Source organism: Pantoea sp. RIT-PI-b, from assembly GCF_001187905.1.
GTDB lineage: Bacteria > Pseudomonadota > Gammaproteobacteria > Enterobacterales > Enterobacteriaceae > Pantoea > Pantoea nemavictus.
Map to the genome: position 1 here is coordinate 96,456 of NZ_LGIS01000027.1, position 24,526 is coordinate 120,981.

General features: G+C 55.1%; 19 protein-coding genes and 3 tRNA genes. 13 read left to right on the plus strand and 9 right to left on the minus strand.

The window, feature by feature from the left end; genetic code table 11:
• Positions 1-8: 8 nt before the first annotated feature.
• The 3 genes from ptrA to recD are packed head-to-tail and all read left to right on the plus strand — an operon-like array spanning position 9 to position 8,277.
• A complete protein-coding gene (ptrA, locus tag AC790_RS17855; protein WP_049852633.1) occupies positions 9-2,906 on the plus strand; it encodes a pitrilysin in 2,898 nt (965 codons plus the stop codon).
• Positions 2,903-6,442: an exodeoxyribonuclease V subunit beta gene (gene recB, locus AC790_RS17860; protein WP_049852634.1), complete on the plus strand. Its 3,540-nt coding sequence runs from the start codon at positions 2,903-2,905 to the stop codon at positions 6,440-6,442. The genes ptrA and recB overlap by 4 nt, the downstream gene beginning before the upstream one ends.
• On the plus strand, positions 6,439-8,277 hold the full coding sequence (gene recD, locus AC790_RS17865; protein WP_049852635.1) for an exodeoxyribonuclease V subunit alpha: 1,839 nt from the start codon (positions 6,439-6,441) through the stop codon (positions 8,275-8,277). The genes recB and recD overlap by 4 nt, the downstream gene beginning before the upstream one ends.
• Positions 8,278-8,373: 96 nt before the next feature.
• Here recD and argA read toward each other — a convergent pair whose 3' ends face one another.
• Positions 8,374-9,702 carry an amino-acid N-acetyltransferase gene (gene argA / locus AC790_RS17870; RefSeq protein ID WP_007891884.1) on the minus strand — a complete coding sequence of 443 codons (1,329 nt, stop codon included), beginning with the start codon at positions 9,700-9,702 and terminating at the stop codon, positions 8,374-8,376.
• 233 nt (positions 9,703-9,935) lie between these two features.
• Between argA and amiC the strand changes: the two genes are divergently transcribed.
• Entirely contained in the window at positions 9,936-11,171 is a 1,236-nt protein-coding gene (amiC, locus tag AC790_RS17875) for an N-acetylmuramoyl-L-alanine amidase AmiC (protein WP_152929143.1), read from the plus strand.
• 73 nt (positions 11,172-11,244) lie between these two features.
• Here the strand turns inward: amiC and AC790_RS17880 are convergent.
• The 3 genes from AC790_RS17880 to AC790_RS17890 form a co-directional block, all read right to left on the minus strand.
• Positions 11,245-11,321, minus strand: a tRNA-Met gene (locus AC790_RS17880).
• A 51-nt stretch (positions 11,322-11,372) separates the two neighbouring features.
• Positions 11,373-11,449: transfer RNA gene (locus tag AC790_RS17885), tRNA-Met, on the minus strand.
• 53 nt (positions 11,450-11,502) lie between these two features.
• Positions 11,503-11,579, minus strand: a tRNA-Met gene (locus tag AC790_RS17890).
• A 204-nt stretch (positions 11,580-11,783) separates the two neighbouring features.
• Here AC790_RS17890 and mltA point away from each other — a divergent pair.
• Both mltA and tcdA read left to right on the plus strand, forming a co-directional pair.
• Positions 11,784-12,932: a murein transglycosylase A gene (mltA, locus tag AC790_RS17895; RefSeq protein ID WP_007891750.1), complete on the plus strand. Its 1,149-nt coding sequence runs from the start codon at positions 11,784-11,786 to the stop codon at positions 12,930-12,932.
• Positions 12,933-12,960: 28 nt separating this feature from the next.
• Positions 12,961-13,767, plus strand: a complete 807-nt coding sequence (gene tcdA / locus AC790_RS17900; RefSeq protein ID WP_049852637.1) for a tRNA cyclic N6-threonylcarbamoyladenosine(37) synthase TcdA — start codon at positions 12,961-12,963, stop codon at positions 13,765-13,767.
• Here tcdA and csdE read toward each other — a convergent pair.
• Together csdE and csdA are read right to left on the minus strand one after the other, a co-directional pair.
• Positions 13,755-14,210 carry a cysteine desulfurase sulfur acceptor subunit CsdE gene (csdE, locus tag AC790_RS17905; RefSeq protein ID WP_049852638.1) on the minus strand — a complete coding sequence of 152 codons (456 nt, stop codon included), beginning with the start codon at positions 14,208-14,210 and terminating at the stop codon, positions 13,755-13,757. The two genes, tcdA and csdE, sit on opposite strands and share 13 nt — an antisense overlap.
• Positions 14,211-14,214: 4 nt before the next feature.
• The gene (gene csdA, locus AC790_RS17910) at positions 14,215-15,420 is read right to left on the minus strand and encodes a cysteine desulfurase CsdA (protein ID WP_049852639.1); all 1,206 of its coding nucleotides are present in this window, start codon (positions 15,418-15,420) and stop codon (positions 14,215-14,217) included.
• A gap of 205 nt (positions 15,421-15,625) precedes the next feature.
• Here csdA and AC790_RS17915 point away from each other — a divergent pair, with 205 nt between their 5' ends.
• The 4 genes from AC790_RS17915 to rlmM all read left to right on the plus strand — a co-directional run bounded on the left by AC790_RS17915 (position 15,626) and on the right by rlmM (position 18,715).
• Complete coding sequence (locus AC790_RS17915) at positions 15,626-15,850, plus strand: YgdI/YgdR family lipoprotein (protein ID WP_007891746.1); 225 nt, start codon at positions 15,626-15,628, stop codon at positions 15,848-15,850.
• Positions 15,851-16,258: 408 nt separating this feature from the next.
• Positions 16,259-17,176: a transcriptional regulator GcvA gene (locus AC790_RS17920; protein WP_007891745.1), complete on the plus strand. Its 918-nt coding sequence runs from the start codon at positions 16,259-16,261 to the stop codon at positions 17,174-17,176.
• Between the two features lie 50 nt (positions 17,177-17,226).
• Positions 17,227-17,622, plus strand: coding sequence for a DUF423 domain-containing protein (locus AC790_RS17925; RefSeq protein WP_007891744.1), 396 nt, complete (start codon positions 17,227-17,229; stop codon positions 17,620-17,622).
• Positions 17,615-18,715, plus strand: a complete 1,101-nt coding sequence (gene rlmM / locus AC790_RS17930) for a 23S rRNA (cytidine(2498)-2'-O)-methyltransferase RlmM (protein ID WP_049852640.1) — start codon at positions 17,615-17,617, stop codon at positions 18,713-18,715. Before AC790_RS17925 ends, rlmM begins: the two co-directional genes overlap by 8 nt.
• A 304-nt stretch (positions 18,716-19,019) precedes the next feature.
• Here the strand turns inward: rlmM and xni are convergent, their stop codons facing one another.
• The 3 genes from xni to queF all read right to left on the minus strand — a co-directional run bounded on the left by xni (position 19,020) and on the right by queF (position 22,213).
• Positions 19,020-19,778 carry a flap endonuclease Xni gene (gene xni, locus AC790_RS17935; RefSeq protein WP_049852641.1) on the minus strand — a complete coding sequence of 253 codons (759 nt, stop codon included), beginning with the start codon at positions 19,776-19,778 and terminating at the stop codon, positions 19,020-19,022.
• A gap of 38 nt (positions 19,779-19,816) precedes the next feature.
• On the minus strand, positions 19,817-21,181 hold the full coding sequence (gene ppnN / locus AC790_RS17940) for a nucleotide 5'-monophosphate nucleosidase PpnN (protein WP_007891741.1): 1,365 nt from the start codon (positions 21,179-21,181) through the stop codon (positions 19,817-19,819).
• A gap of 186 nt (positions 21,182-21,367) precedes the next feature.
• On the minus strand, positions 21,368-22,213 hold the full coding sequence (gene queF / locus AC790_RS17945) for an NADPH-dependent 7-cyano-7-deazaguanine reductase QueF (protein WP_007891740.1): 846 nt from the start codon (positions 22,211-22,213) through the stop codon (positions 21,368-21,370).
• A gap of 62 nt (positions 22,214-22,275) precedes the next feature.
• Between queF and syd the strand changes: the two genes are divergently transcribed.
• The 3 genes from syd to truC all read left to right on the plus strand — a co-directional run bounded on the left by syd (position 22,276) and on the right by truC (position 24,520).
• On the plus strand, positions 22,276-22,824 hold the full coding sequence (gene syd / locus AC790_RS17950) for a SecY-interacting protein (protein WP_049852642.1): 549 nt from the start codon (positions 22,276-22,278) through the stop codon (positions 22,822-22,824).
• 590 nt (positions 22,825-23,414) lie between these two features.
• The gene (locus AC790_RS17955; protein ID WP_049852643.1) at positions 23,415-23,741 is read left to right on the plus strand and encodes a YqcC family protein; all 327 of its coding nucleotides are present in this window, start codon (positions 23,415-23,417) and stop codon (positions 23,739-23,741) included.
• On the plus strand, positions 23,741-24,520 hold the full coding sequence (truC, locus tag AC790_RS17960; RefSeq protein ID WP_007891737.1) for a tRNA pseudouridine(65) synthase TruC: 780 nt from the start codon (positions 23,741-23,743) through the stop codon (positions 24,518-24,520). The genes AC790_RS17955 and truC overlap by 1 nt, the downstream gene beginning before the upstream one ends.
• The last annotated feature ends 6 nt before the right edge of the window (positions 24,521-24,526 follow it).

Genomic DNA, 24,526 nt, shown 5'->3' on the forward strand with positions numbered 1-24,526 from the left:
GGGTTTAAATGCGGATCTACGCACGCTGTATAGGAGCGCTGCTGCTGAGCACGTTGGCGCTGAATGCCTTTGCCGATACCGATCGCGGCTGGCAACCCATCAATGAAACCATTCGTAAAAGCGATCACGATCCACGCAGTTACCAGGCGATTACCTTAAGCAACGGCATGACCGTACTGCTGGTCTCAGACAAGGACGCGCCGAAATCTCTGGCAGCACTGACGTTGCCGATTGGTTCGCTGGATGATCCCAATCAGCAACTGGGTCTGGCGCACTATCTCGAGCACATGGTGCTGATGGGGTCTAAGCGTTATCCGCAGCCTGATAACCTTGCCGAATTCCTGAAAAAACACGGCGGCAGCCACAATGCCAGCACCGCGTCCTATCGCACGGCGTTCTATCTGGAAGTGGAGAACGATGCGCTGCAGCCCGCGGTAGATCGTCTGGCCGATGCGATTGCCGAGCCGCTGCTCGATCCGGTCAATGCCGATCGTGAGCGCCATGCCGTCAATGCCGAACTCACCATGGCCCGCTCACGCGATGGTTTGCGCATGGCGCAGGTTGGGGCTGAAACCCTTAATCCGGCCCATCCCGGCTCACGCTATTCTGGCGGTAATCTGGATACGTTAAGTGATAAACCAGACAGCAAATTGCATCAGGCGTTGACCGATTTTTACCGCAGCCATTATTCGGCCAACCTGATGAAGGCGGTGATTTACAGTAATAAACCGCTGCCGGAGATGGCCGACATTGCGGCAAAAACTTTTGGTCTTGTCGCTAATCATCAGACCATGATACCGAAGATCGACGTACCGGTGGTGACCGATGCGCAGAAGGGCATTATCATTCACTACGTGCCGGCTCAGCCGCGCAAGCAGTTAAAAATTGAGTTCCGCATTCCTAATAACAGCGATCGGTTCCGCAGTAAAACCGACACGCTGATCAGCTATATCCTCGGCAATCGCAGCAAAAATACCCTCAATGATTGGCTGCAAAAGCAGGGCCTGTCGGACGGCGTCAGTGCCGGTGCCGATCCCATGACCGAGCGTAACAGCGGCGTGTTCGCCATCAGCGTGTCGTTGACCGATAAAGGTCTGGCGCAGCGCGATGAGGTGGTCGCCGCCGTATTTAACTATCTCGATATGCTGCGTAATAAGGGCATCAGCAAAGATTACTTTGATGAAGTTTCTCACGTGCTGGCGCTGGATTTCCGCTATCCGTCGATCACGCGCGATATGGATTACATCGAATGGTTGGTGGATACCATGCTGCGGGTGCCGGTTGAACACACGCTGGATGCGCCCTATCTGGCCGATCAATTCGATCCTGCAGCCATCAAAGCGCGTCTTGATGAAATGACGCCGCAGAATGCGCGCATCTGGTATATCAGCCCGCAGGAGCCGCATAACAAAGAAGCTTACTTTGTGAATGCGCCGTATCAGGTGGATAAAATCAGTGACACGCAGTTCAGTGACTGGCAACAGCGAGCCAGCCAGCTCCAGCTGTCGATGCCAACCCTGAATCCCTATATTCCGTCTGATTTCGCCATCATGCCTTCCGCAGGTAAAACTTACGATCATCCGGTCGCGCTCACCAATGGCGACAGCATGCGCATCTACTGGATGCCAAGCCAGATTTTCGCCAGTGAACCCAAAGCTGCCATCACCTTAGCGCTGCGCAATAAAGCCGCGATTAGCGATGCCCGTCAGCAGGTGCTATTTGGTTTGAATGACTATCTCTCCAGTCTGGCACTGGATGAGTTGAACTCGCAGGCATCGGTTGGCGGCATCAGCTTCTCCACTGGCGAAGATGATGGCATCGTGTTTAGCGCCAGCGGCTTTACCCAACGTTTGCCGGAGTTGCTGAAAAAACTGGTGGAAGGCTATGCCACCTTTACGCCGGATCAACAGCAGTTGGAGCAGGCCAAATCATGGTATCTGGACCGCCTGGAAGCCGCCGAAAAAGGCAAAGCGTTTGAGCAAGCCATTCAACCGATGCAGATGCTGTCGCAGCTGCCTTATACCCAGCGTGAAACGCGCCGCAAACTGGTGAAAGACATCACGCTGAAAGAGGTCACTGATTACCGCGATGCGCTGATTCATCACGCCACGCCAGAGATGATGGTGGTGGGCAATCTCTCAGCGGATCGCGTTACACAGCTGGGTGATGAACTCAAACAGCAGTTGCAGAGCGACGGTCACGGCTACTGGCACAGTGATTATGTGCTGGTAGATAAAGCGATGAAAGCGAACCTGCAGAAAGCGGGCAGCAGCACCGACTCGGCGCTGGCGGCGCTCTATGTGCCGCTGGGGTATAGCGAATATGCCAGTATGGCGAACAGCACCATGCTCAGCCAGATTGTGCAGCCCTGGTTCTACAATCAGCTGCGTACCGAAGAGCAGCTCGGTTATGCCGTGTTTGCCTATCAGATGCCGATTGGTCGCCAATGGGGGATCGGTTTCCTATTGCAAAGCAACAGCAAACAACCTGCCTTCTTACTGCAACGCTTCGAGGCCTTTTATCCGCAGGCTGAACAGCGCCTGCGCACCATGAAACCGGAAGATTTCGCGCAGTATCAGCAGGCGCTGATCAATGATATGAAGCAGCGCCCGCAGACGCTGGATGAAGAGGCGAACCGCTTTAACCGTGACTTTAAGCGGCAGAACTTTGCTTTCGATACGCGTGAAAAAGCGATTGAGCAAATTCAAACGCTGACGCCAGCGGGTCTGGCCGACTTCTTCCATCAGGCGGTGTTAGCGCAACAAGGCATGGCGATGATTTCGCAGATTGGCGGTAGCCATGATGGCTCAACCAAAGATGACTACGCGCCATTGCCCGGCTGGACCACCTGGGATGAGGTGCAGAAATTGCAGCAATCATTGCCAGTGAAGAGTGATGCGCAATGAGTTTGTTACCTGAAACCCTCAATCCCCTGACGCTGCCGCTGCGCGGTGAGCGTCTGATTGAAGCCTCAGCCGGAACAGGCAAGACCTTTACCATCGGTCTGCTCTATCTGCGCCTGCTGCTCGGGTTAGGTGGACAAAATGCGTATTCCCGTCCGCTGTCGGTAGAAGAAATTTTGGTGGTGACCTTTACCGAGGCTGCTACCGCCGAGCTGCGTGGACGTATTCGTGCCAACATCCATGAGCTGCGATTGGCCTGCCTGCGCGGCGTCAGCGGCAACCCGATGCTGATGCAACTGTTGCAGGAGATTCCGCAGCCTGCTGATGCGGCTTCGCTGCTTTTGGCCGCCGAACGTCAAATGGATGAGGCGGCGATTTTCACGATTCACGGCTTCTGCCAGCGCATGCTCAATCTCAACGCCTTTGAGTCGGGAATGTTGTTTGAACAACAGCTGATTGAAGATGAGCAGCTGTTGCTGCGTCAGGCGACGGCCGATTTCTGGCGTCGTCACTGCTATCCGCTAACGCTGGATGTGGCGCGCGTGATCGTCAGCGAATGGAGCGGTCCGGAGCAGCTACTGGCGACGTTACGTCCGTGGTTGCAGGGCGAATCACCTGGCCTGCGCCTGCCGCCGGCCGACAGTGAAACGCTGGCCTCGCGCCATAGCGAAAACCTGGCGCTTATCGCCGCCATGAAAGCGCAATGGCAGGCGGCGGGTGAAGAGGTGCTGGCGCTGGTCGGTCAATCCGATGTGGATAAGCGCAGCTACAGCAGCAAAAATTTGCCGGTTTGGGTCAACAAGGTAAGTTTCTGGGCGCAAAGCGAAACGCGTGACTATCAGGTGCCCGCTGAACTGGCGCGTTTTGGTCAGCGCATGCTTGAAGAGAAGACTAAGAAGGGCAATCCGCCGCATCATGCTTTATTCGACGCCATCGACAGCTTCCTCGCGCAGCCGCTTTCGCTGCGCGATTTAGTGATTGCGCGAGCGCTGGTCGAGGTGCGAGCGGCAGTACGCAAAGAGAAACGGCAGCAGGCGCTACTCGGTTTTGATGACCTGTTAAGCCGCCTTGACGAAGCGCTGCAGCAGCCAGGCGGCGAGCAGCTAGCGCACGCTATCCGCCAGCGCTTTCCGGTCGCGTTGATCGATGAGTTTCAGGATACCGATCCGCTGCAATACCGTATTATCCGCACGCTGTATATCAATCAGCCAGCCCATGCGCTACTGCTGATTGGCGATCCGAAGCAGGCGATCTATGCGTTTCGTGGCGCGGATATCTTTACCTACATTCGCGCGCGTAGTGAAGTGAGTGCGCACTACACGCTGGATACCAACTGGCGCTCCTCGCCAGCGATGGTCAACAGCGTCAACCAGCTGTTTGCGCGCCTCGACGCGCCATTCTTGTTTGCCGATATTCCGTTCCTGCCGGTGCACTTCGCGCCCCCTAATCAGCAGCTCTCGCTCAGTATCGACCAGGTTGAGCAAGCCGCATTGCGCTTCTGGCTGCAGCCGGGTGACGGCTGCAGCGTGGGCGATTATCAGCAAAGGTTGGCGCAGCAGTGTGCTGCTGATATTAGTCGCTGGTTGCAGGCGGGACAGCAGCAGCGCGCGATGCTGGGTAAAGCAGCGGCGGTGCGGCCGGTGCAAGCCTCGGATATCACGGTGCTGGTGCGCAGCCGTAACGAAGCCAACCTGATTCGCGAAGCATTGAATCTTCTCGGCATCCCGTCGGTTTACCTCTCGAACCGCGATAGCGTCTACACCACGCCGGAAGCGCGCGAACTGTTGTGGCTGCTGCAGGCCGTGCTGGCACCGGAGCAGGAGCGTATGCTGCGCACCGCGCTGGCTACCTCGCTGTTTGCCTTTGATGCCTCACAACTTGATGCGCTGGATCAGGATGCGCGCGGCTGGGACGAACTGGTTGACACCTTTGCCCGTTGGCAACTGGTGTGGCAGCAGCGCGGCGTGTTGCCGATGCTGCGTGAAATGATGCTGGAGCGTCAGCTGGCCGAAAATCTGCTGGCTTCTGACAATGGCGAACGGCGCCTGACCGATTTACTGCACCTGGGTGAATTGTTGCAGGAGGCGGCTGCGCAGCTGGATAGCCCGCATGCGCTGGTGCGCCATCTGGCACAGCAGATTGCGCGTCCGGATAGCCAGTCGGCCAGCCAGCAGCTGCGTCTGGAGAGCGATCGCCATCTGGTGCAGATTGTTACCATTCATAAATCTAAAGGGTTGCAATATCCGCTGGTGTGGCTGCCGTTTGCCGCCGGATTCCGTGAAGCGGATACCGCGCTGTATCACGATCGTGAGAACTTCAACGCAGTACTGGATCTGCAAGCCGATGAGGAGAGCCTGGCGTTGGCTGAACAGGAACGTCTGGCGGAAGATCTGCGCCTGCTCTACGTGGCGTTGACCCGCTCGATCTTTCACTGCAGCGTTGGCGTGGCGCCACTGTTTCGTGGCACGCGCAAAAAAGAAGGTGCGAGCGATTTGCACAAAAGCGCGCTCGGGTTCCTGCTGCAACGCGGCGAGGCGGCGACGGCTGAACAGCTCGCTACATTACTGCATGAAATGGACGCAGCGGGCACAGACGTGGTGCTGGCGGATGACATTGATGCTGAGCGCTGGCAGGTCGATGCGGTCGCCGATAGCGCGCTGAGCGCACGTGCTGTGACGCGGGTACTGGCCGATCCCTGGCGTGTGACCAGCTATTCCGGTTTACAGCAGCACAGTTCGCATCGCTTACTCGATGTGATGCCGAACTTCGATGTTGAAGCGGCGGGCGAAGAGGATCTTGAAGAAGAGCGGGAAGCCGCCTTGACGCCACACCACTTCCCGCGCGGCGCCGCACCCGGCACATTTTTGCATGAGTTGTTCGAGTCGCTGGATTTCCCGCAACCGCCCAGCGAGGAGAAACTGGCGCAGCATCTGCAACAAAATGGCTATCCGCTGCACTGGCAACCGATGCTGAGCGAGTGGATCACGCGCGTGCTGAGCACGCCGCTGAATGCGCAGGGCATTCATTTGGCGCAGGTGCAGAGCAGCGATCGTTTGGTGGAGATGGCGTTCTATCTGCCGATTGATAATGTGCTGACCGCGCATGAACTGAGCGCGTTGATCTCCCAGGATGCGTTATCGGCTCAGGCTCCGCCGCTGGATTTCCGTCAGGTGCAGGGCATGCTGAAGGGCTTTATTGATCTGGTCTTCCGCTGGCAGGGTAAATACTATCTGCTGGACTATAAATCCAACTGGCTTGGCGACAGCCACGAAGCTTATACGCCGCAGGCAATGGCGCAGGCAATGATCGATCATCGCTACGATTTGCAGTACCAGCTCTACACGTTGGCGCTGCACCGCTATTTACAACATCGTGTGCCGGATTATGATTATGAGCAGCACTTCGGCGGCGTTTTCTATCTCTTCCTGCGTGGCATGGACGGCAGCTCGCCCGATAACGGCGTGTTCCACACGCGTCCCACTTTCGACTTTGTCTCACACCTTGATAGCCTGTTTCGCGGGCCAGGAGAGTCAGCATGAGCAGCATGACAGCGCTTTTATCCCAGGCGGCTGAGCTGCGCTTGCTGCGCTCATTGGACGTTCAGTTTGCCCAACTGCTGGCCGATGACGATCAGCCGGCGCGCTTGCTTCTGGCGGCATGCCTGAGTGCCGAAGCCGGGGATGGGCATGTCTGTTTGCCGCTGACGCAGCTCATCCGTGACAATCTTTTCAAGGGGCGTCATCCAGAATTGGCGCACGCTATCTGGCAAGCGGCGGGAGAGCCGCAGGATTGGCCTGCGTTGTTGAACGGCTGGTCTGCGCTCAGTGATAGCGAGCAGGCGGCGCCGATTGTATTAAGCGAAGATCGTCTTTACCTGCATCGTCTCTGGCACAACGAAGGGCAGGTAGCACACTTCTTTCAGTCACAGTCGGCAGCACAGCCTTTTGCACCCGAACAGGTAAGAGCCGTGCTGGATCAGCTATTTGGCACCGAACCGGATAACTGGCAGAAAATTGCGGCTGCCGTGGCGCTGACGCAGAAAACGGCGGTGATTTCGGGTGGTCCAGGGACCGGGAAAACCACCACCGTGGCAAAACTGCTGGCCGCGCTGATCCGTCTCAGCGAAGGTGCGCTGCGGGTTCAGTTAGCCGCACCAACCGGAAAAGCGGCGGCGCGTCTTACCGAATCACTCGGTAAAGCGCTGCAGAAGTTGCCGGTCAGCGAGACGGAGCGTCAGCGCTTCCCCGCCGATGCCACCACGTTACACCGTTTGTTAGGCGCGCAGCCGGAAACGCAGCGCTTGCGCTATCACGCCGGAAATCCGTTACATCTGGATGTGCTGGTAGTAGATGAAGCCTCGATGGTGGATCTCGGCATGATGGCCAATCTCATTGCCGCCCTGCCACCGCAGGCGCGGGTCATTTTTCTTGGCGATCGCGATCAGCTGGCATCCGTGGAAGCGGGCGCGGTGCTGGGTGATATCTGCCGCTGTGCTGAAGCGGGTTACAGCCCTGCGCGTGCAGCACAACTCAGCGAACTCACCGGCTGTGCGGTGGCGGGCAATGATGATGTCAGCGCCCCCGCTGTGCGCGATGCGATTTGCCTGCTGCGTAAAAGTTACCGCTTTGACGCTAATTCCGGCATCGGCCAGTTGGCCAGCGCCGTTAACGCGGGAGATGCAAAAGCCGTGGAAGCGGCGTTTCAGGCGGGATTCAGCGATATCACCCGCCAACCGCTGAATGATAGTGATGCTTATCAGGCGATGCTGACGGAGATTGCCGCAGGCTATCAACCTTTCCTCAGGTTAATTAGCCAGCGGGCAGATGCGGCGGAGATTATTGCGGCGTTTGGCCGTTATCAGCTGCTGTGCGCGCTGCGCGAAGGACCCTTTGGGGTGCAGGGGTTGAATCAGCGTATTGAGCAGAAGCTCATACAACTGCAGTTGATTCGTCGTCCCACCGGCGGCAGTCGTTGGTATCAGGGACGTCCGGTGATGGTGACGCGCAACGATAGCGCGCTGGGTCTGTTTAACGGTGATATCGGCATTACGTTGTTCGACGATGAAGGCCTGCTAAAAGTGTTCTTCCCATTGCCGGATGGCAGCATTAAAGCGGTACAGCCAAGTCGTTTACCCACACACGATACCGCGTGGGCGATGACGGTGCATAAATCGCAGGGGTCGGAGTTTGATCACACGGCGTTAGTGATGCCGGCGCAGTTTCTACCGGTGCTAACCCGTGAACTGATTTACACCGCGATTACCCGCGCGCGTAAGCAGCTGACGTTATACAGCGATGACAGTGTGTTCCGCCGCGCGGTGCAGTTACGTACCCAGCGACGCAGCGGATTACTCGAGCGGTTAAGCGAGGAATAAACCCGGTCGGCATCAATGCCGCCCCTACAAATGCACCGTAGGGTCGGCATTCATGGCGACCTCTTCCCGATGCGCATAAATGCCCACCAGCAAGTGCTAACCCAAATCCGCCATCAGCACCTTTGAACGGCGCTGATAGTTGTACATCTGCTTTTTGCTCTCAGGCAGCGACTCAATATCCACCGGCGTGAAACCGCGCTCCTGGAACCAATGAATGCTGCGCGTGGTTAATACGAACAGCTTCTTGAGACCCATCTGGCGCGCTTGTAACGCTACGCGATCCAACAGCAGTTCGCCACGTGACGAGCTGCGGTAATCCGGATGCACCGCGACGCAAGCCATCTCGCCAATCTGTTCATCGGGGAAAGGGTAGAGCGCTGCGCAGGCAATGGTGAGATTATCACGCTGAATGATGGTGAATTTATCGATCTCCATCTCCAGCTGTTCGCGTGAACGGCGCACCAAAATTCCTTGCTGCTCCAGCGGGCGAATCAATTCCAGAATGCCGCCGATATCATTGATGTTGGCACGACGAATTTGCTCGGCGGACTCCATGACAATCTGTGTACCGATCCCGTCGCGCGAGAACAACTCTTGCAGCAAAGCACCGTCTTCCTGATAGCTAATCAGATGACTACGGCGCACGCCGCTGCGGCAGGCTTTTACCGCGCCGCGCAGGAAACGTACGGTGCCAGAGAGAAAATCGCCGTCGCTCTCCATCTCGTCGATACGCGCCTGTGCTTCATTCGGGAACAGTTCGGAAATAATGGCGCCTTCACGATTGGTCACGCCCTGCTCAGAGCAGAAACCAATCATCTTCTCTGCCTTGAGCTTAATCGCCAGCTGCGTTGCCACCTCTTCTGAGGTCAGATTGAAGCTTTCACCGGTGACAGAAACCGCAACCGGACCGAGTAGCACAATGGCGTCGTTGTCCAGCTGGCGATGAATCGCTTCTTCATCAATACGACGGATACGGCCGCTGTGGCAGTAATCGACACCATCATCCACGCCCAGCGGCTGCGCGATAATGAAGTTACCGCTCACCACATTAATATGCGCGCCTTGCAGCGGCGTGTTGTTGAGGCTCATCGACAGACGCGCGGTGATATCCAGCTGTAAGCGGCCGGCGGCCTGCTTCACTAGCTCGAGCGATTGCGCATCGGTGACGCGTGTGTGTTTGTGGTAAATCGGTTCCAGCTGTTGCTGGGCCATGCTGGCATCAATCTGCGGACGCGCACCGTAGACCACCACTAAACGAATGCCAAGGCTATGCAGCAGACCGATATCATTGACGATGCTAGAGAAGTTCTCATGCTCGATGGCCTCGCCACCTAACATGATGACAAATGTCTTGTCGCGGTGGGTATTTATATAGGGAACGGTATGGCGAAAACCCTGAACCAGTTCTGTACTACGTTCCTTCACGGCAAAACCCTCTTTGCATTTTTATTCGTAATTTTCGTATTTTTATGCTGTTTTGCCCATTAATGCAAGCGCCGGGCCTGACGTTACTTTACGATTTTCCTGATGCAACACGCGCTAACAGACTGCATTATCTGGGTTTTCCGGTAAGACAAGACATTTCTCATCGAATAAAGTTTTCGCCTTCTTGCCATCAAGTGACGATTTTTTAGACATTACACAGCAGTTGGAGCGGCATGTCCGAAGCTTTCACACGACGACGATTATTACAGGGTGCAGGCGCACTATTAATGCTTAGCGTCACGCGCACCGGGCTGGCAGCCAGCCAGCATATTGTGGCGGTGCGCATCTGGCCATCATCGACGTATTCCCGCGTTACCCTGGAATCGAATGTTTCCCTCAAGTACAAGCAGTTCACGCTGAGTCATCCCGATCGCCTGGTTATTGATATCGAAAATATGCACATCAATCCGGTACTGAAAGGCGTGGATAAACTGGTGCGTGTGGATGATCCCTATATCAAAACGGCACGCGTTGGCCAGTTTGATGCCAACACGGTACGCCTTGTGCTGGAGTTGAAACGCAGCATCGCGCCGAAGACTTTCACCCTGGCACCAGTGGCCGGTATCAAGCATCGTTTAGTGGTCGATCTCTATCCCAGCCAGCAGTCGCGGGAAGAGGATCCGCTACTGGCATTACTGCAGGATTACAATCAGGGCGATCTTGAACGCGATCAGCCGGTGCAGGCGGCGCTGCCGGGTAAAGCGGGGCGCGATCGACCCCTTATCATCATGATCGATCCTGGCCATGGCGGAGAAGATCCGGGCGCGCATGGAAAATACAAAACGCGTGAGAAGGACATTGTGCTGAAGATTGGTCGCTATCTGAAGGCGCTAATCGATAAAGAGCGCAATATGAAAGCCTACATGACGCGTAATGAGGATGTATTTATCCCGCTGCGCGTAAGGGTAGCGAAAGCACGTAAGCAGCGTGCGGATCTGTTTATCTCGATCCACGCCGATGCCTTTACCAGTCGGGCTGCGCGCGGCTCTTCAGTGTTTGCGCTCTCGACCAGCGGCGCTACTTCGGCGGCGGCGCGTTTCCTCGCGCAAACGCAAAATGAAGCCGATTTGATTGGCGGTGTCAGCATGAGCGGCGATCGTTATCTCGATCACACCATGTTCGATATGGTGCAGCGGCAAACCATCAGCGACAGCCTGAAGTTTGGCAAAGAAGTGCTATCGCGCATGGGGCATATCAATCACCTGCACAAGCGTACCGTTGATCAGGCCGGGTTTGCGGTACTGAAAGCGCCGGATATTCCCTCCATTCTGGTAGAAACCGCGTTTATCAGTAATGTAGAAGAGGAGCGCAAGCTGCGTACGCCGCGTTATCAACATCAGGTGGCGGAGGCGATTCTGCATGGCATTAAGGCGTATTTTGACAAGGGTGCAGCGCTGGCACATCGCTGAGGAGGGCGGCAGAAATGCCGCTTTTTGTCGGATGCCAGAAACAAAAAAACACCCGTTAAGGTGTTTAAATGATTGGTTGCGGGGGCCGGATTCGAACCGACGACCTTCGGGTTATGAGCCCGACGAGCTACCAGGCTGCTCCACCCCGCGTCCGTCTGTCGCATTAAGCGACTTTTCACATTGTATTCTTCTTAAGACAATTGGTTGCGGGGGCCGGATTTGAACCGACGACCTTCGGGTTATGAGCCCGACGAGCTACCAGGCTGCTCCACCCCGCGTCCGACTGACGCGTTACACGACACTTCACATTGTCTCTTCATTTAAGAAGAATTGGTTGCGGGGGCCGGATTTGAACCGACGACCTTCGGGTTATGAGCCCGACGAGCTACCAGGCTGCTCCACCCCGCGTCCGTGGATGCGCACTATACTCTGGACGCGCGGCGATGCAACCCCTTTTTGAGACAAAGCGCCAAATTTACAGTCAGTTGGTGAATAAACTCGCCATTGGATGGATTATTGTACAGATGTGAGCGTGGCGGCTTGTCGCAGATTTCAATCTTGCTGCCCCTTTGCTATCGTCGCCGGGCAAACAATCGATAAAAAGAGAAAGTTATGAAAGCACATTGGGCCAAATATGCACTGACGGGCGCTTTTTTCGCGCTGCTAGCGGGCTGTAGTTCTAAACCGACCGATCGCGGTCAGCAATATATAGATGGCAAGCTGGAGCAACCGCTTGGGCTGGTTAACCAACCGAATGCCAAAGGGCGTCCGGTGAACGGTAAGGACTTTAGCGATCAGGTGGTGCAGATTCAAACCGCCTCTTCTGGTCTGTTCGGCCGCAACAACGGGACCTATAGTGCGATTCAAAACTGGCTGCTGTCTGGCGCTGATACTCGCCAGCTCAACCAGTTCGGCTTGAATGCCTATCAGATGGAAGGCACTGACAATTACGGCAACGTGCAGTTTACCGGTTACTACACGCCGGTGGTGGAAGCGCGATATACCCGTCAGGGCGAATTCCAGTATCCGATTTACCGCATGCCACCGCGTACCCGCGGTCAAAAACTGCCGAGCCGCGCTTCTATCTATAATGGTGGACTGGATGACCGCTACATCATTGCTTATAGCAACTCGCTCATTGATAACTTCATGATGGATGTCCAGGGCAGTGGCTATGTCGATTTTGGTGATGGTCGGCCGCTGCGCTTCTTTGGCTACGGCGGCAAAAATGGCTGGGCCTATCACAGCGTCGGTAAAGAGCTGATCGATCGCGGTGAAGTGAAGCGCGAAGATATGTCGATGCAGGCGATTCGTCAGTGGGCGCAAGAGCATTCGCCACAGGAAGTGCGTTCGGTGCTGGAAACTAACCAATCCTTTGTCTTCTTTAAGCCGGAAGAGTACGTGCCGGTACGCGGCGCCAGCGCAGTTCCGCTGATTGCCAAGGCATCAGTGGCGTCCGATCGTTCGCTTATTCCGGCGGGCACGGTATTGCTGGCGGAAGTGCCGCAGCTGAATGAGAAGGGCAAGTTCAACGGCAAATATGAGATGCGTTTGATGGTCGCGCTGGACGTGGGTGGCGCGATTAAAGGGCAGCACTTCGATATCTATCAAGGCGTTGGCCCGGATGCGGCGCATCTGGCTGGTTTCTACAACCATTATGGCCGCGTATGGGTGCTGAAAGCCGCGCCGGGCACTGGCCAGCCGGTGTTTAGCAACCCACAAAATGGCAACAACGGTTCGCTGCTGTTGGGTTCTAATTAATGTCCCGTTTTTTCGGAAAGGTTTGGTTATGACTGTGGTTAGCGACGCCTGGCGACAACGTTTTGGCGGCACGGCGCGTCTGTATGGGCAGGATGCGTTACAGCGTTTTGCAGACGCCCATTTTTGCGTAATTGGTATTGGCGGCGTGGGTTCATGGGCGGCGGAAGCGTTAGCGCGCACCGGCATTGGTAGAATCACCCTGATTGATATGGACGATGTCTGTATCACCAATACCAACCGCCAGATTCACGCGCTGCAGGGCAAAGTTGGTCAGGCGAAAACTGAAGTGATGGCAGAGCGGATGCGTGCCATCAATCCCGAATGCGAAGTGATTTGCATCGATGATTTCATCACGCCAGAAAATACCGCTGAGCTGTTGTCGGCAGGTTTTGACTATGTCATTGATGCGATTGATAGCGTGCGCCCTAAAGCGGCGTTGATTGCCTGGTGTCGGCGTAACAAGATCCCGCTGATCACCACCGGCGGCGCGGGCGGTCAGATCGATCCGACGCAGATCCAGGTGAGTGATTTGGCGAAAACCATTCAGGATCCGCTGGCGGCGAAACTGCGTGAAAGGTTGAAAGGCGATTTTGGCGTGGTGAAGAACAGCAAAGGAAAGCTCGGCATCGACTGCGTGTTTTCGACGGAAGCGCTGATGTATCCGCAGCCGGATGGCAGCGTGTGCACCTCACGCTCAACCGCCGAAGGCCCAAAACGCATGGATTGTGCCGCTGGTTTCGGTGCGGCCACCATGGTGACCGCTACTTTTGGGTTTGTTGCGGTCTCTCACGCGTTGAAGAAATTCCTCGCGAAGGCGGCGCGTCAAACGGCCTGAGTGTGCTGGCGCGCGGCGCGTTGTACGGCATCTGCCAGCGCCTGTAATCCGCTACTGCGTGATGCGCTCAATTGCGCGCGCAGGCCTAAGGTATCAAACAACGCCAGCGGATCTTGCTCTAGCAAGTCGGCTGGCGTTTTGCCTTCCACTGCAGTCAATAACACCGCCAGCAAACCGCGCACGATGCGGCCTTCACTGTCGCCATAAAAGTGCAGCGTGCCGTTGTTCAGCAACTGGCTGCTTAGCCACACGCGATTCTCACAGCCGCTTAGCTCGATATCCGCTGTCTTTAATTCTTCCGCTAACGCGGGCAGCTGGCGGCTGAGTTGGATCAACTGACGATAGCGATCTTCCCATTGATGAAAATGGGTGAATTTTTCCGTCAGGCTAGCTTCGGTGATCAGATCGCCGAACGGATGCGGGGCGAGCAAGGTTGATGTCATTAGCTTATTCACTCAGTAAGTCGACGGCATGGTGCATGGCGCGCACCAGCGCATCCACGTCCTGCAAATTATTATAGGGGGCGAACGAGACGCGCAACGTACCGCTAACGCCGAGCGCCGCCATCAGCGGTTGTGCGCAGTGTTGTCCCGCGCGCAGTGCGATGCCTTGCTCGGCAAGCAGCGTGACGATATCGCTGTGATGAATACCGGCAATATCAAACGCGAGTAGACTGGCATTGCCACAGCGGAAGCTGCGGAAGCCGGGTATTTCGCTCAACTGTTCTTCGGCCAGGCTCGCCAGCTGCTGACTCCACATTTCGGCTTTTTCGGCATGATGTTGCGCCAGCCATTCCAGTGCGGCACTCAAACCCACCACGCCGGCGACGTTTGGCGTGCCGGCCTCAAAACGCCAGGGCACCGGTTGCGGCGTGAAACCGTTAAAATCGACCTGCGTTAACATCTTGCCGCCGCCTTGCCACGGTTGCATAGCCTCCAGCAGTTCGGCTTTGCCATATAGCACGCCAATGCCCATCGGGCCATAAAGCTTGTGACCCGAAAACGCATAAAAATCGATATCCAGCGCCTGCACATCCGGCGGGCAATGCACCACGCCTTGCGCGCCATCGACCATCACTTTGGCACCAACGTCATGGGCCAGGCGGATCGCCAGGGCCAGATCCGGACAGCCGCCGGTGACGTTCGACATCTGGCCAACGGCCAGCAAGCGAGTACGCGCGTTAAGCAAGGCGGGCAATTGGGCGATATCGGGCAGGCGATCGGCACCCAATGGCCATTTCACCACTTTCGCACCGCTGGCCTGTGCCACCATCAGCCACGGTACTAAATTGGCATGATGTTCCGCTTCGCTAACCACAATCTCATCGCCCGCTTGTAGCCGTGGTGCCAGCCAACTATTGGCGACCAGATTAATGGCTTCGGTGGTGCCGCGCGTCCAGACAATTTGCCGGTCGTCTGCGGCGTTAAGCCAGCGCGCCACTAAACCGCGTGCCTGTTCATACTTTTCCGTCAGCGCACGTGCGGCGGCGAACTGGCTGCGATGCACAGTACCCGCGCTCAAGCTATAGAACTGGGCGGTCGCATCAATGACGGCTTGCGGCTTCAGCGCGGTGGCGGCGCTATCGAGATAGATGCCGGCATCATTCAGCGCAGGAAACTGCTGGCGAAAGGCGGTAGGGGAAAAAAGGGTCATACTCAGCCTACTGTTAATAATGTTAGGACCAGGACGAAAGCTGGCCCGTTACCTGGCAAAGCGTGAAAAGCGCGTTATGCTAATTAATGCAAGGTTTGAACCGAAACCCGCATAACGAATCGCGATTCCTGGTCGATTCTACTGGCGCTATCTTTAGTCGCGCCTGCGGGTGGTTTAATGCAATCAATCTGCAAGGAGATAGAAGATGAATAAACTCACCGCAGTGCTGGCCGTGTGCACCATGGCCTTTACCCTGGCCGCATGTTCAAGCAATTACGTGATGCACACTAACGATGGTCGCACCATTGTTGCGGATGGCAAACCTAAAGTTGATGACGAAACCGGTATGATCAGCTATCAGGATGCCAATGGCAACAAGCAGCAAATTAACCGCTCTGACGTCAAAGAGATGGTAGAGATGGGGCAGTAACTGAATAACGATTTCCGGGATTAGTTTTGTCGCGTCGTTGCAGCGACAGCTCGGAAGGGTACGCACAAGGATGTGTGGCATAAAAAAAAGCACCGCAATGAGCGGTGCCATTTAAAATCACTATGGACAGACAGGGTAAATCTACAGGAATTAAAAGCTTGATCTGCAAGCGTCAGATCAAAATGCAAACACAACATCACGACCACAAGCCAAAAGCTCTCCAAAAGTCTGCGATCTCTCGCACGTTTCTAGAAATCTTTTCGTTCCGGCTCAGGAAGTGCGGCAACTATAGGTATTTGCTGGAGCTTCCTCAACGGACAAATTATAATGTCTCGGATTAAAAAAACTAATACGTAGCGACTTTGTATAAGTTGAAGTATTACCTTGTCAATCCGGATACGGAAAACCATGTCAAAACGCCTTCCGCCGCTAAATGCTTTACGCGTCTTCGATGCTGCTGCCCGTCATTTAAGCTTCACCAAAGCCGCTGAAGAGCTGTTTGTTACCCAGGCTGCTGTCAGCCATCAGATAAAATCTCTGGAAGATTTCCTTGGTCTAAAGCTGTTTCGCCGGAGGAATCGTTCGCTTTTACTGACGGAAGAAGGTCAAAGCTACTATTTAGATATCAAGGAGATTTTCTCCGCCATCAATGATGCGACGCGCAAGCTACAGGCGCGCAGCGCTAAAGGTGCGTTAACCGTTAGTTTGCTGCCGAGTTTTGCGATTCAGTGGCTGGTTCCACGTCTTTCCAGCTTTAATATGGCTTATCCGGGCATCGACGTGCGTATTCAGGCGGTAGACCGTGATGAAGAGAAATTGGCCGACGATGTCGACGTGGCGATTTTCTACGGTCGCGGTAATTGGCCGGGCCTGCGCGTGGAAAAGTTGTACGCGGAATATTTACTGCCGGTCTGCTCACCGATGCTGCTTACGGGCGATCATCCGCTCAAATCGCCTGCCGATTTAGCGCACTGTACACTGCTGCATGATGCGTCGCGGCGCGACTGGCAATCTTATATTCGTCAGCTCGGTTTGCAGCATATCAATGTGCAGCAGGGACCGATTTTCAGCCACAGCGCGATGGTGTTGCAGGCGGCGATTCACGGTCAGGGCGTAGCGCTGGCCAATAATGTGATGGCGCAGAGTGAAATTGAAGCCGGGCGTCTGGTGTGTCCTTTTAATGACGTATTAGTCAGTAAAAATGCTTTTTATCTGGTTTGTCATGACAGTCAGGCAGAACTGGGTAAAATAGCCGCCTTTCGCCAGTGGATCCTGGAAAAAGCGGCTAATGAACAAGAAAAATTCCGTTTTCGCTACGATCACTAATGCGTTGATGGCTGCACAGTGATGTGCGCATTACCTTGAGGATTCTTTTGATGTCCAGTCGTGCCATGTTCGTTTTTGCCGCCATTAGTGGATTTCTGCTGGTGGCGTTTGGTGCTTTCGGGGCACATGTGCTGAGCAAATCACTCGGCCCAGCTGAAATGGCGTGGGTGCACACCGGCCTCGAATATCAGGCGTATCACACGCTGGCGGTGATCGGCCTGGGTGCCGCCATGCTGCGCCGCGCCAATATCTGGTTTTACTGGAGTAGCGCTGCGATGGCGCTCGGTACCGTGTTGTTCAGTGGCAGCCTGTATTGTCTGGCGCTGTCGCACATGAAGTTTTGGGTTTTTGTTACGCCAGTGGGCGGCTTGTGCTTCCTTATTGGCTGGTTCTTGATGTTGATTGGCGCGCTGCGTCTGAAACGAAAGGCAGATCGCCATGAATAAAGTTTTACTCTATTGCCGTCCGGGATTTGAGAAAGAGTGCGCGGCGGAAATCAGTGCCAAAGCCGCTGAGCGTGAGATTTACGGCTTTCCACGCGTAAAAGATGACTCGGGTTACGTGCTGTATGAATGCTATCAGCAGGAAGATGCAGAGAAGCTGATCCAAACGCTGCCGTTTGCCGAGCTTATTTTTGCACGCCAGATGCTGGTAGTCGGTGAACTGCTGCGCGATTTGCCGCAGGAAGATCGCATCACTCCGATTGTCGGCATGCTGACCGGTGTAGTGGAAAAGGGCGGCGAACTGCGGGTTGAAGTGCCGGACACCAACGAAGCGAAAGAGCTCACCAAGTTCTGTCGCAAGTTAACCGTGCCGCTGCGTGCCAGTCTACGTGAAAGTAAAGTCCTGCTGAATTACGAAACGCCCAAGCGTCCTGTAGTGCATGTCTTCTTTATTGCGCCAGGCACCTGCTATGTTGGCTATTCGCTGCCGGAAAACAACTCGCCGTTCTATATGGGGATTCCGCGCCTGAAGTTTCCTTCTGATGCGCCGAGCCGTTCCACGCTTAAACTCGAAGAGGCGTTTCACGTGTTTGTGCCCGCCGATGAGTGGGATGAGCGCTTGGCCAGCGGCATGTACGCCGTCGATCTCGGCGCTTGTCCGGGCGGTTGGACGTATCAACTGGTGAAACGCAGCATGTGGGTGTTTGCGGTGGATAACGGCCCGATGGCGCCAAGTTTGATGGACACAGGGCAAGTCACGCACTGCCGTGAAGATGGATTTAAATTCCGTCCGCCGCGCACCAACATCAGCTGGCTGGTATGCGACATGGTAGAAAAACCGGTGCGCGTAGCGAGCCTGATGACTGAATGGCTGGTGAATGGCTGGTGCCGCGAAGCCATCTTCAACCTCAAGTTGCCAATGAAGAAGCGCTATGAAGAGGTCACGCAGAACCTGAAAATGATTGACGATGCACTGAAAGCGCAGGGCATTAATGCGCAAATTCAGGCGCGCCAGCTGTATCACGACCGTGAAGAAGTCACCGTTCACGTACGACGGCTCTGGGCGGCTGTAGGCGGCCGTCGCGACGAGCGCTAATCCGCCGTCATACTTTGCACTACAGCGGCGTTGGCTGCGTTTGCTCACCCCGGTCACTTACTTGTGTAAGCTCCCGGGGATTCGTTTACTTGCCGCCTTGCTGTAGCACAAATTATTTTGGCGGATGCCTGCCGCCGTCATACTTTGCACTACAGCGGCGTTGGCTGCGTTTGCTCGCCCCGATCACATACTGATGTATGCTCCCGGGGACTCGCGCGCTTGCCGCCTTGCTGTAGTGCAAATTATTTTGGCGGATATGTTTCATAACGCAGTTTTTTTGTAGGGTCGCCATTAATGGCGACCGCTATTTAGCGTTATATCTCAGCGTGTTGAGATTGCCCTGCAACACTAAATCTCGTTTTAACGTCGAGACTTTACGACAAATTTCTGCCATTTCCCGCTGTTCCTGCAATTTTCCCTGCCACTTACTCGGCACTTGATCCCATTGCTGGTAGATCGCGTCAAGCGAGCCAAACTGCATTAGCAATTCACGGGCGCTTTTGGGGCCAATACCGGGCACGCCGGGGATTTTACTGCTGCTGATACCACATAATCCCCAGTAATCGGGTAACTGTGCAGGCGAGACGCCGAACTCCTGTTCGATAAAGGGCACATCCAGCCAGCGTTTCTGGAAATAGTCGCGAATGCGAATATTCGGTGCCAGCAACTGGCAATAGCCTTTATCAGTGGACACAATCGTTGCCTGATGACCGGCATCCGCCATTTTTACTGCCAGCGTGGCAGCAAGATCGTCGGCTTCGTCTAAATCCGCTACCCAGCAGCTGACGCCCGCAGCGTGAAATGCAGCCTGCAGCGCCGGCATCTCCCGCTGTAAATCTTCCGGCATCGGCGGGCGACCAGCTTTGTAATCTGGCAGGAGTTGATGGCGCCAACCCGGCTGACGTTCATGGCTATCAAAAACTGCCACCACGTGCGTGGGCTGGGTATGGCCTAATAACTGATGTAAGGCGGCAACGCAGCTGTCACGGCACGGCGAGCCCTGAACGGCGTGCAGGCGGCGGATCAGGTTAAGCGCATCAATGATAAGAAGATGAAACGACATAGCGATAGCGGCAGCCCGCAGGCTGCCTTCCTGATGAGTTATTTGATGATTTCGTAGCAGGGCGTGTAAGCGCTGCCCGGCAGCTTCATACGCTGCTGCGCAACAAAGCCCTGCAGCAGTTCGTCCATGCGGTGCATCAGATTGGCGTCGCCATGCAGTTTATACGGGCCTTTTTCGCGAATTTCACGAATCCCAATCTCCTTAACGTTTCCGGCCACAATGCCAGAGAAGGCGCGACGCAGATCGGCCGCCAACAGTTCGGCGGGCTGATCCGGGAACAACTTCAGGTTAGCCATATTCTCGTGCGTGGGCAGGAAGGGAACCTGTAATTCCGGTGCAATACGAATCGACCAGTTGAAGCTATACGCATCGCCGGTTTCGCGACGATATTCCTTCACCTGCGGCATGGCTTTTTTCATCAGACGCGCGACTTCAGCGGCGTCATCAATGATGATTTTGTAGTGCTTACGTGCTGCTTCGCCCAACGTGTTAACAATAAAATCATCCAGCACACGGAAGTAATCGGCGCTCTCTTTGGGGCCGGTCAGAATCAGGGGCAACACCTGCTCACTGTTGTGCGGATTCATCAGAATACCCAGCAAATACAAGAACTCTTCTGCCGTGCCGACACCGCCAGGGAAGATCACAATACCGTGAGCCATACGCACAAAAGCTTCGAGACGTTTTTCGATATCCGGCATGATGATCAGCTCATTGACCAGCGGATTCGGTGGCTCCGCGGCGATGATCGACGGTTCAGTCAGGCCGATAAAACGGCTGTCGTGATAGCGCTGCTGCGCATGACCAACAGCAGCACCTTTCATTGGCGCTTCCATCACACCTGGCCCGCAGCCGGTACAGATGTTGAGTTCACGCAGGCCCATTTGGGTGCCGACGTTACGGCAATATTGATATTCCACCGCATTAATTGAGTGGCCGCCCCAGCAAACCACGGTATTCGGGTACTCGCCGATATGAAGTGCGCGCGCGTTGCGTAGTATCGAAAACACCTGGTTGGTGATGTGCGCGGAGTCTTCGGTATCTTCAGGCTGGAAACGTTCAATCGCTGAAAGATGGCCATTCACAAACAGAATATCGCGCAGCACCGCAAACAAGTTGGCCTGCAGCGAGCGGATAATGCGGCCGTCAACAAAGGCTTCTTCCGGCGGGTTGATGAGCTCCAGCTTTACGCCGCGCTCACGGCGTAACACGTTGATATCAAAATTTTCGAAGCGCGAAAGCAGTTCATGACTGCTGTCGGTCTGGCTACCGGAATTGAGCACCGCCAGCGAACAGTTACGAAACAGCTGATAAAGGTCGCTGCTGGCCGTGCGCTTCAGCATGTCGACTTCTAATTGGGAGAGCAAATCCATCGAGCCAAGCGGGCTGATATGTGTAATCAAGAGAACTCCTTTACACGCAAATGCGTGACTGATGACGCTGCGCTTAACGTATTGAGCGCAGAGACGAAAATCCCTGGTCGCGCATGCTGTGACGATCGCGCCTTCAACAGAGTAACGTTGTCCGCCGTGGATGCTCAAGAGGAACCGCGCATCCATGCAGCGGCCTGCGAGGCGTCTCGCAATCTGTTACTGGCGCACCAGGCGGGAATATCCCGGAGAGAAGGGCACGTTGCTACGCCATGGGTTGATATCAAGACCGCCACGGCGGGTATAGCGCGCGTAGACCGTTAGCGACTCTGGCTGACAAAAGCGCTGAACGTCGTTGAAAATGCGTTCAACGCACTGCTCGTGAAACTCATTGTGTTGGCGGAAAGAGATCAGATATCGCAGTAACGCTTCACGATCGATACGCGGCCCTTTATAGCGAATCATCACTGAACCCCAGTCGGGTTGATTGGTGATTAAACAGTTGGATTTCAGCAAATGGCTGACCAGCGTTTCCTCAACCATCTCACGACCCGCAGCCTGCGCCAGGTAATCCGCATTGAAGGCGTAATCGTGAATCTCAATATCCTGTTCATCAATCACTTCACCGCTGAAGTGACCGATCGGCTGTCCTTCGACTTCGCTGAGACGGAACAGCGCCACGGTGACGTGGCCATTGGCGCAGGCGCTGAGGTCGCGCTCCAGCGTCTGGCGCACTTCGCCCCAGTCGGCGAAAACGGTCTGATTAAAACTGTTAAGATAAAGCTTAAAGCTCTTTGACTCGATGAGGTTTTGGCTGTCGGCGCGAAGTACCACTTCACCAACGGCTACCTGCGGTACGCCTTTGCTGTTGAGCCAGGAAAGTTCGTACAACGTCCAGATATCAGCGCCGGAAAAGGGCAGATTGTCTGGATAGAGCCCAAGCGGCTCACGGTTCAGGCTGCGCGGCACCGATTGCAACAGCGTGCTATCGTAGCGATCGACATAAGCCGTGGGCTTACCTAAGGTCAGGCCGCTTAATGCCTGGTCCCGGTTTTCAGAAGACATAACGGTTACCACTGAATTTCATCAAAGTGGCTAAGTGTAACCCATCACCGACGAGAATATGAATGATGCAGCAAACCGCAGAGGCTCTGCGCGAGTTTACCGCCCGCTATGTTCAACATTGGCAGCAGCAAACCGGACATTTTCCGGCCAGCGCCGATCTGCTTGGCGTACCATCAGACTGCATTATTAGCACCCTGGATGACCGTGTATTATGGCAGCCGCAGCCGTTTACGTTGCCCGCCACGCTTGAGGCAGTGGAGCGCGCGCTGGATATTCAGCTGCAGCCCGAAATCACCGCCTTTTACACCGCGCAATTTGCTGGCGACATGATGGCAACCTTTGAACAGCGACCACTTTGCATGCTGCAGGTCTGGAGCGAAGCCGATTTTACCCGCCTGCAGGAGAACCTGATTGGTCATCTGGTGATGAAGCGCCGCTTAAGACAAGCTCCGACCTTATTTATAGCAACGACCGACTCTGATAATGAGGTGGTTGCGTTATGTAATCTTACCGGCGAGGTGATTATTGAGGAGCCCGGTACTAAAAAGCGCGAAGTACTGGCCACTTCCGTTAAGACATTTCTCAATGCTTTACAACCGGTTAGTGGCTGAGTTGCAGATTTTTCGCCTGTGCTCTGTGAGAGATCTCTCACGCGATGTGTGAGAGATCGCCAGATCATTTCGCAGGCATCTGCACGTCGCTAATGTAAAAATATTGTGAATCATGAACTTATGGCATCATTCTGAAAATTAAGACCAGGCTTAATCCATTAATGCTTCTTACTGGCTTGTTATTGCGATGGTTTCTGAGAGAATAGTCACCACTGGCAGGATGCTGGGGATTAAGAGATGTTCAGGAGAACATCAGCCACGAGGCGGGAACGTAACGGAATTTACGGCACACGGAAGGCTTCAGGAAGAAGCAGGACACTCAGGATTGAGTTAAGGGACACCTCCAGGATGGAGAATGAGAGCCATGCGGAATGTGGCGGGCCAGGACGCTAAGGATTAATGTCACGATGACAAGCGATGGAAAGCGCAGGAACAGTTGTCATGGATGAGCAGGGAGCACAGCTGTGGCGGGAATGCTGCGAACGAAAACCGGGAGCACTGTAATCACAGTGCTCCCTTTTTTTATGCTTTTTTGCGCAAGGCGTGACTGATGATATGCTTGCCGCCCATTTTTGCTCTGGAGGTGGCGCATGTCGTCGCAAATGATTATTCAGCGTCTGCAGCAGGTCGAGGCGGTAATGCGCGAACACGACCATTGGCAGGCACAAGCGCCTGAGGCGAGCGCCTTCGCCAGCACCGAACCTTTCTGTCTTGATACCATGGAGCCGTTGCAATGGCTGCAATGGGTTTTGATGCCGCGTTTTTACGCGCTGCTTGAGAGCGGTGCGCCGTTACCGCAAAATTTCGCTATCGCACCCTATTATGAAGTGGCATTGCCAGCCGACACGCCGGGTTATGCGGCGTTATTGCTGACAATTAATCACTTTGATGCGCTCTTCCAGGAACCCTCCGCCTGATGCTCGAAATCCTCTATCAAGATGAATGGCTGGTCGCCGTGAATAAACCGGCCGGTTGGCTGGTGCATCGCAGTTGGCTCGATCGCAACGAGAAAGTGGTGGTGATGCAAACGGTGCGCGACCAGATTGGCCAGCACGTTTTCACCGTGCATCGTCTCGATCGTCCAACCTCTGGCGTGCTGCTGATGGGATTATCGAGCGAAGTCGCGCATTTGCTGGCGCAGCAGTTTGAGCAACACCAGATGCAGAAAACCTATCACGCGGTGCTGCGTGGCTGGCTGGAAGGCGGCGCGACGCTCGATTATCCGCTGGTGGAAGAGCTGGATAAGATTGCCGACAAATTCGCCACGCAAGAACCTGTGGCACAACCGGCGGTAACGGATTATCAGGCGCTGGCACATGTTGAAATGCCGGTAGCCATCAGTCGTTATAACACCGCACGCTATACGTTGGTGGAGATGGCGCCGCACACCGGCCGCAAACACCAGCTGCGCCGCCATATGGTGCATTTGCGTCATCCGATTATCGGCGATAGCGCGCATGGCGATCTCCGGCAGAATCGCGGCGCGGCGGCGCATTTTGGGCTTAATCGCTTGATGCTGCATGCCAGCGCGTTGAGCTTCACGCATCCGGTAACCGGCGAGCCGTTAGTGATTCGCGCCGGATTGGATCGCGTCTGGCAGCAGATGCTGCAGCAGTTCGGCTGGCAGGATCAGATCCCTGATGTTCCCAGGGTTGAGTTTGCCATTGATGCAGTCCAGGATAATCCAACAGAATAAAGGAGC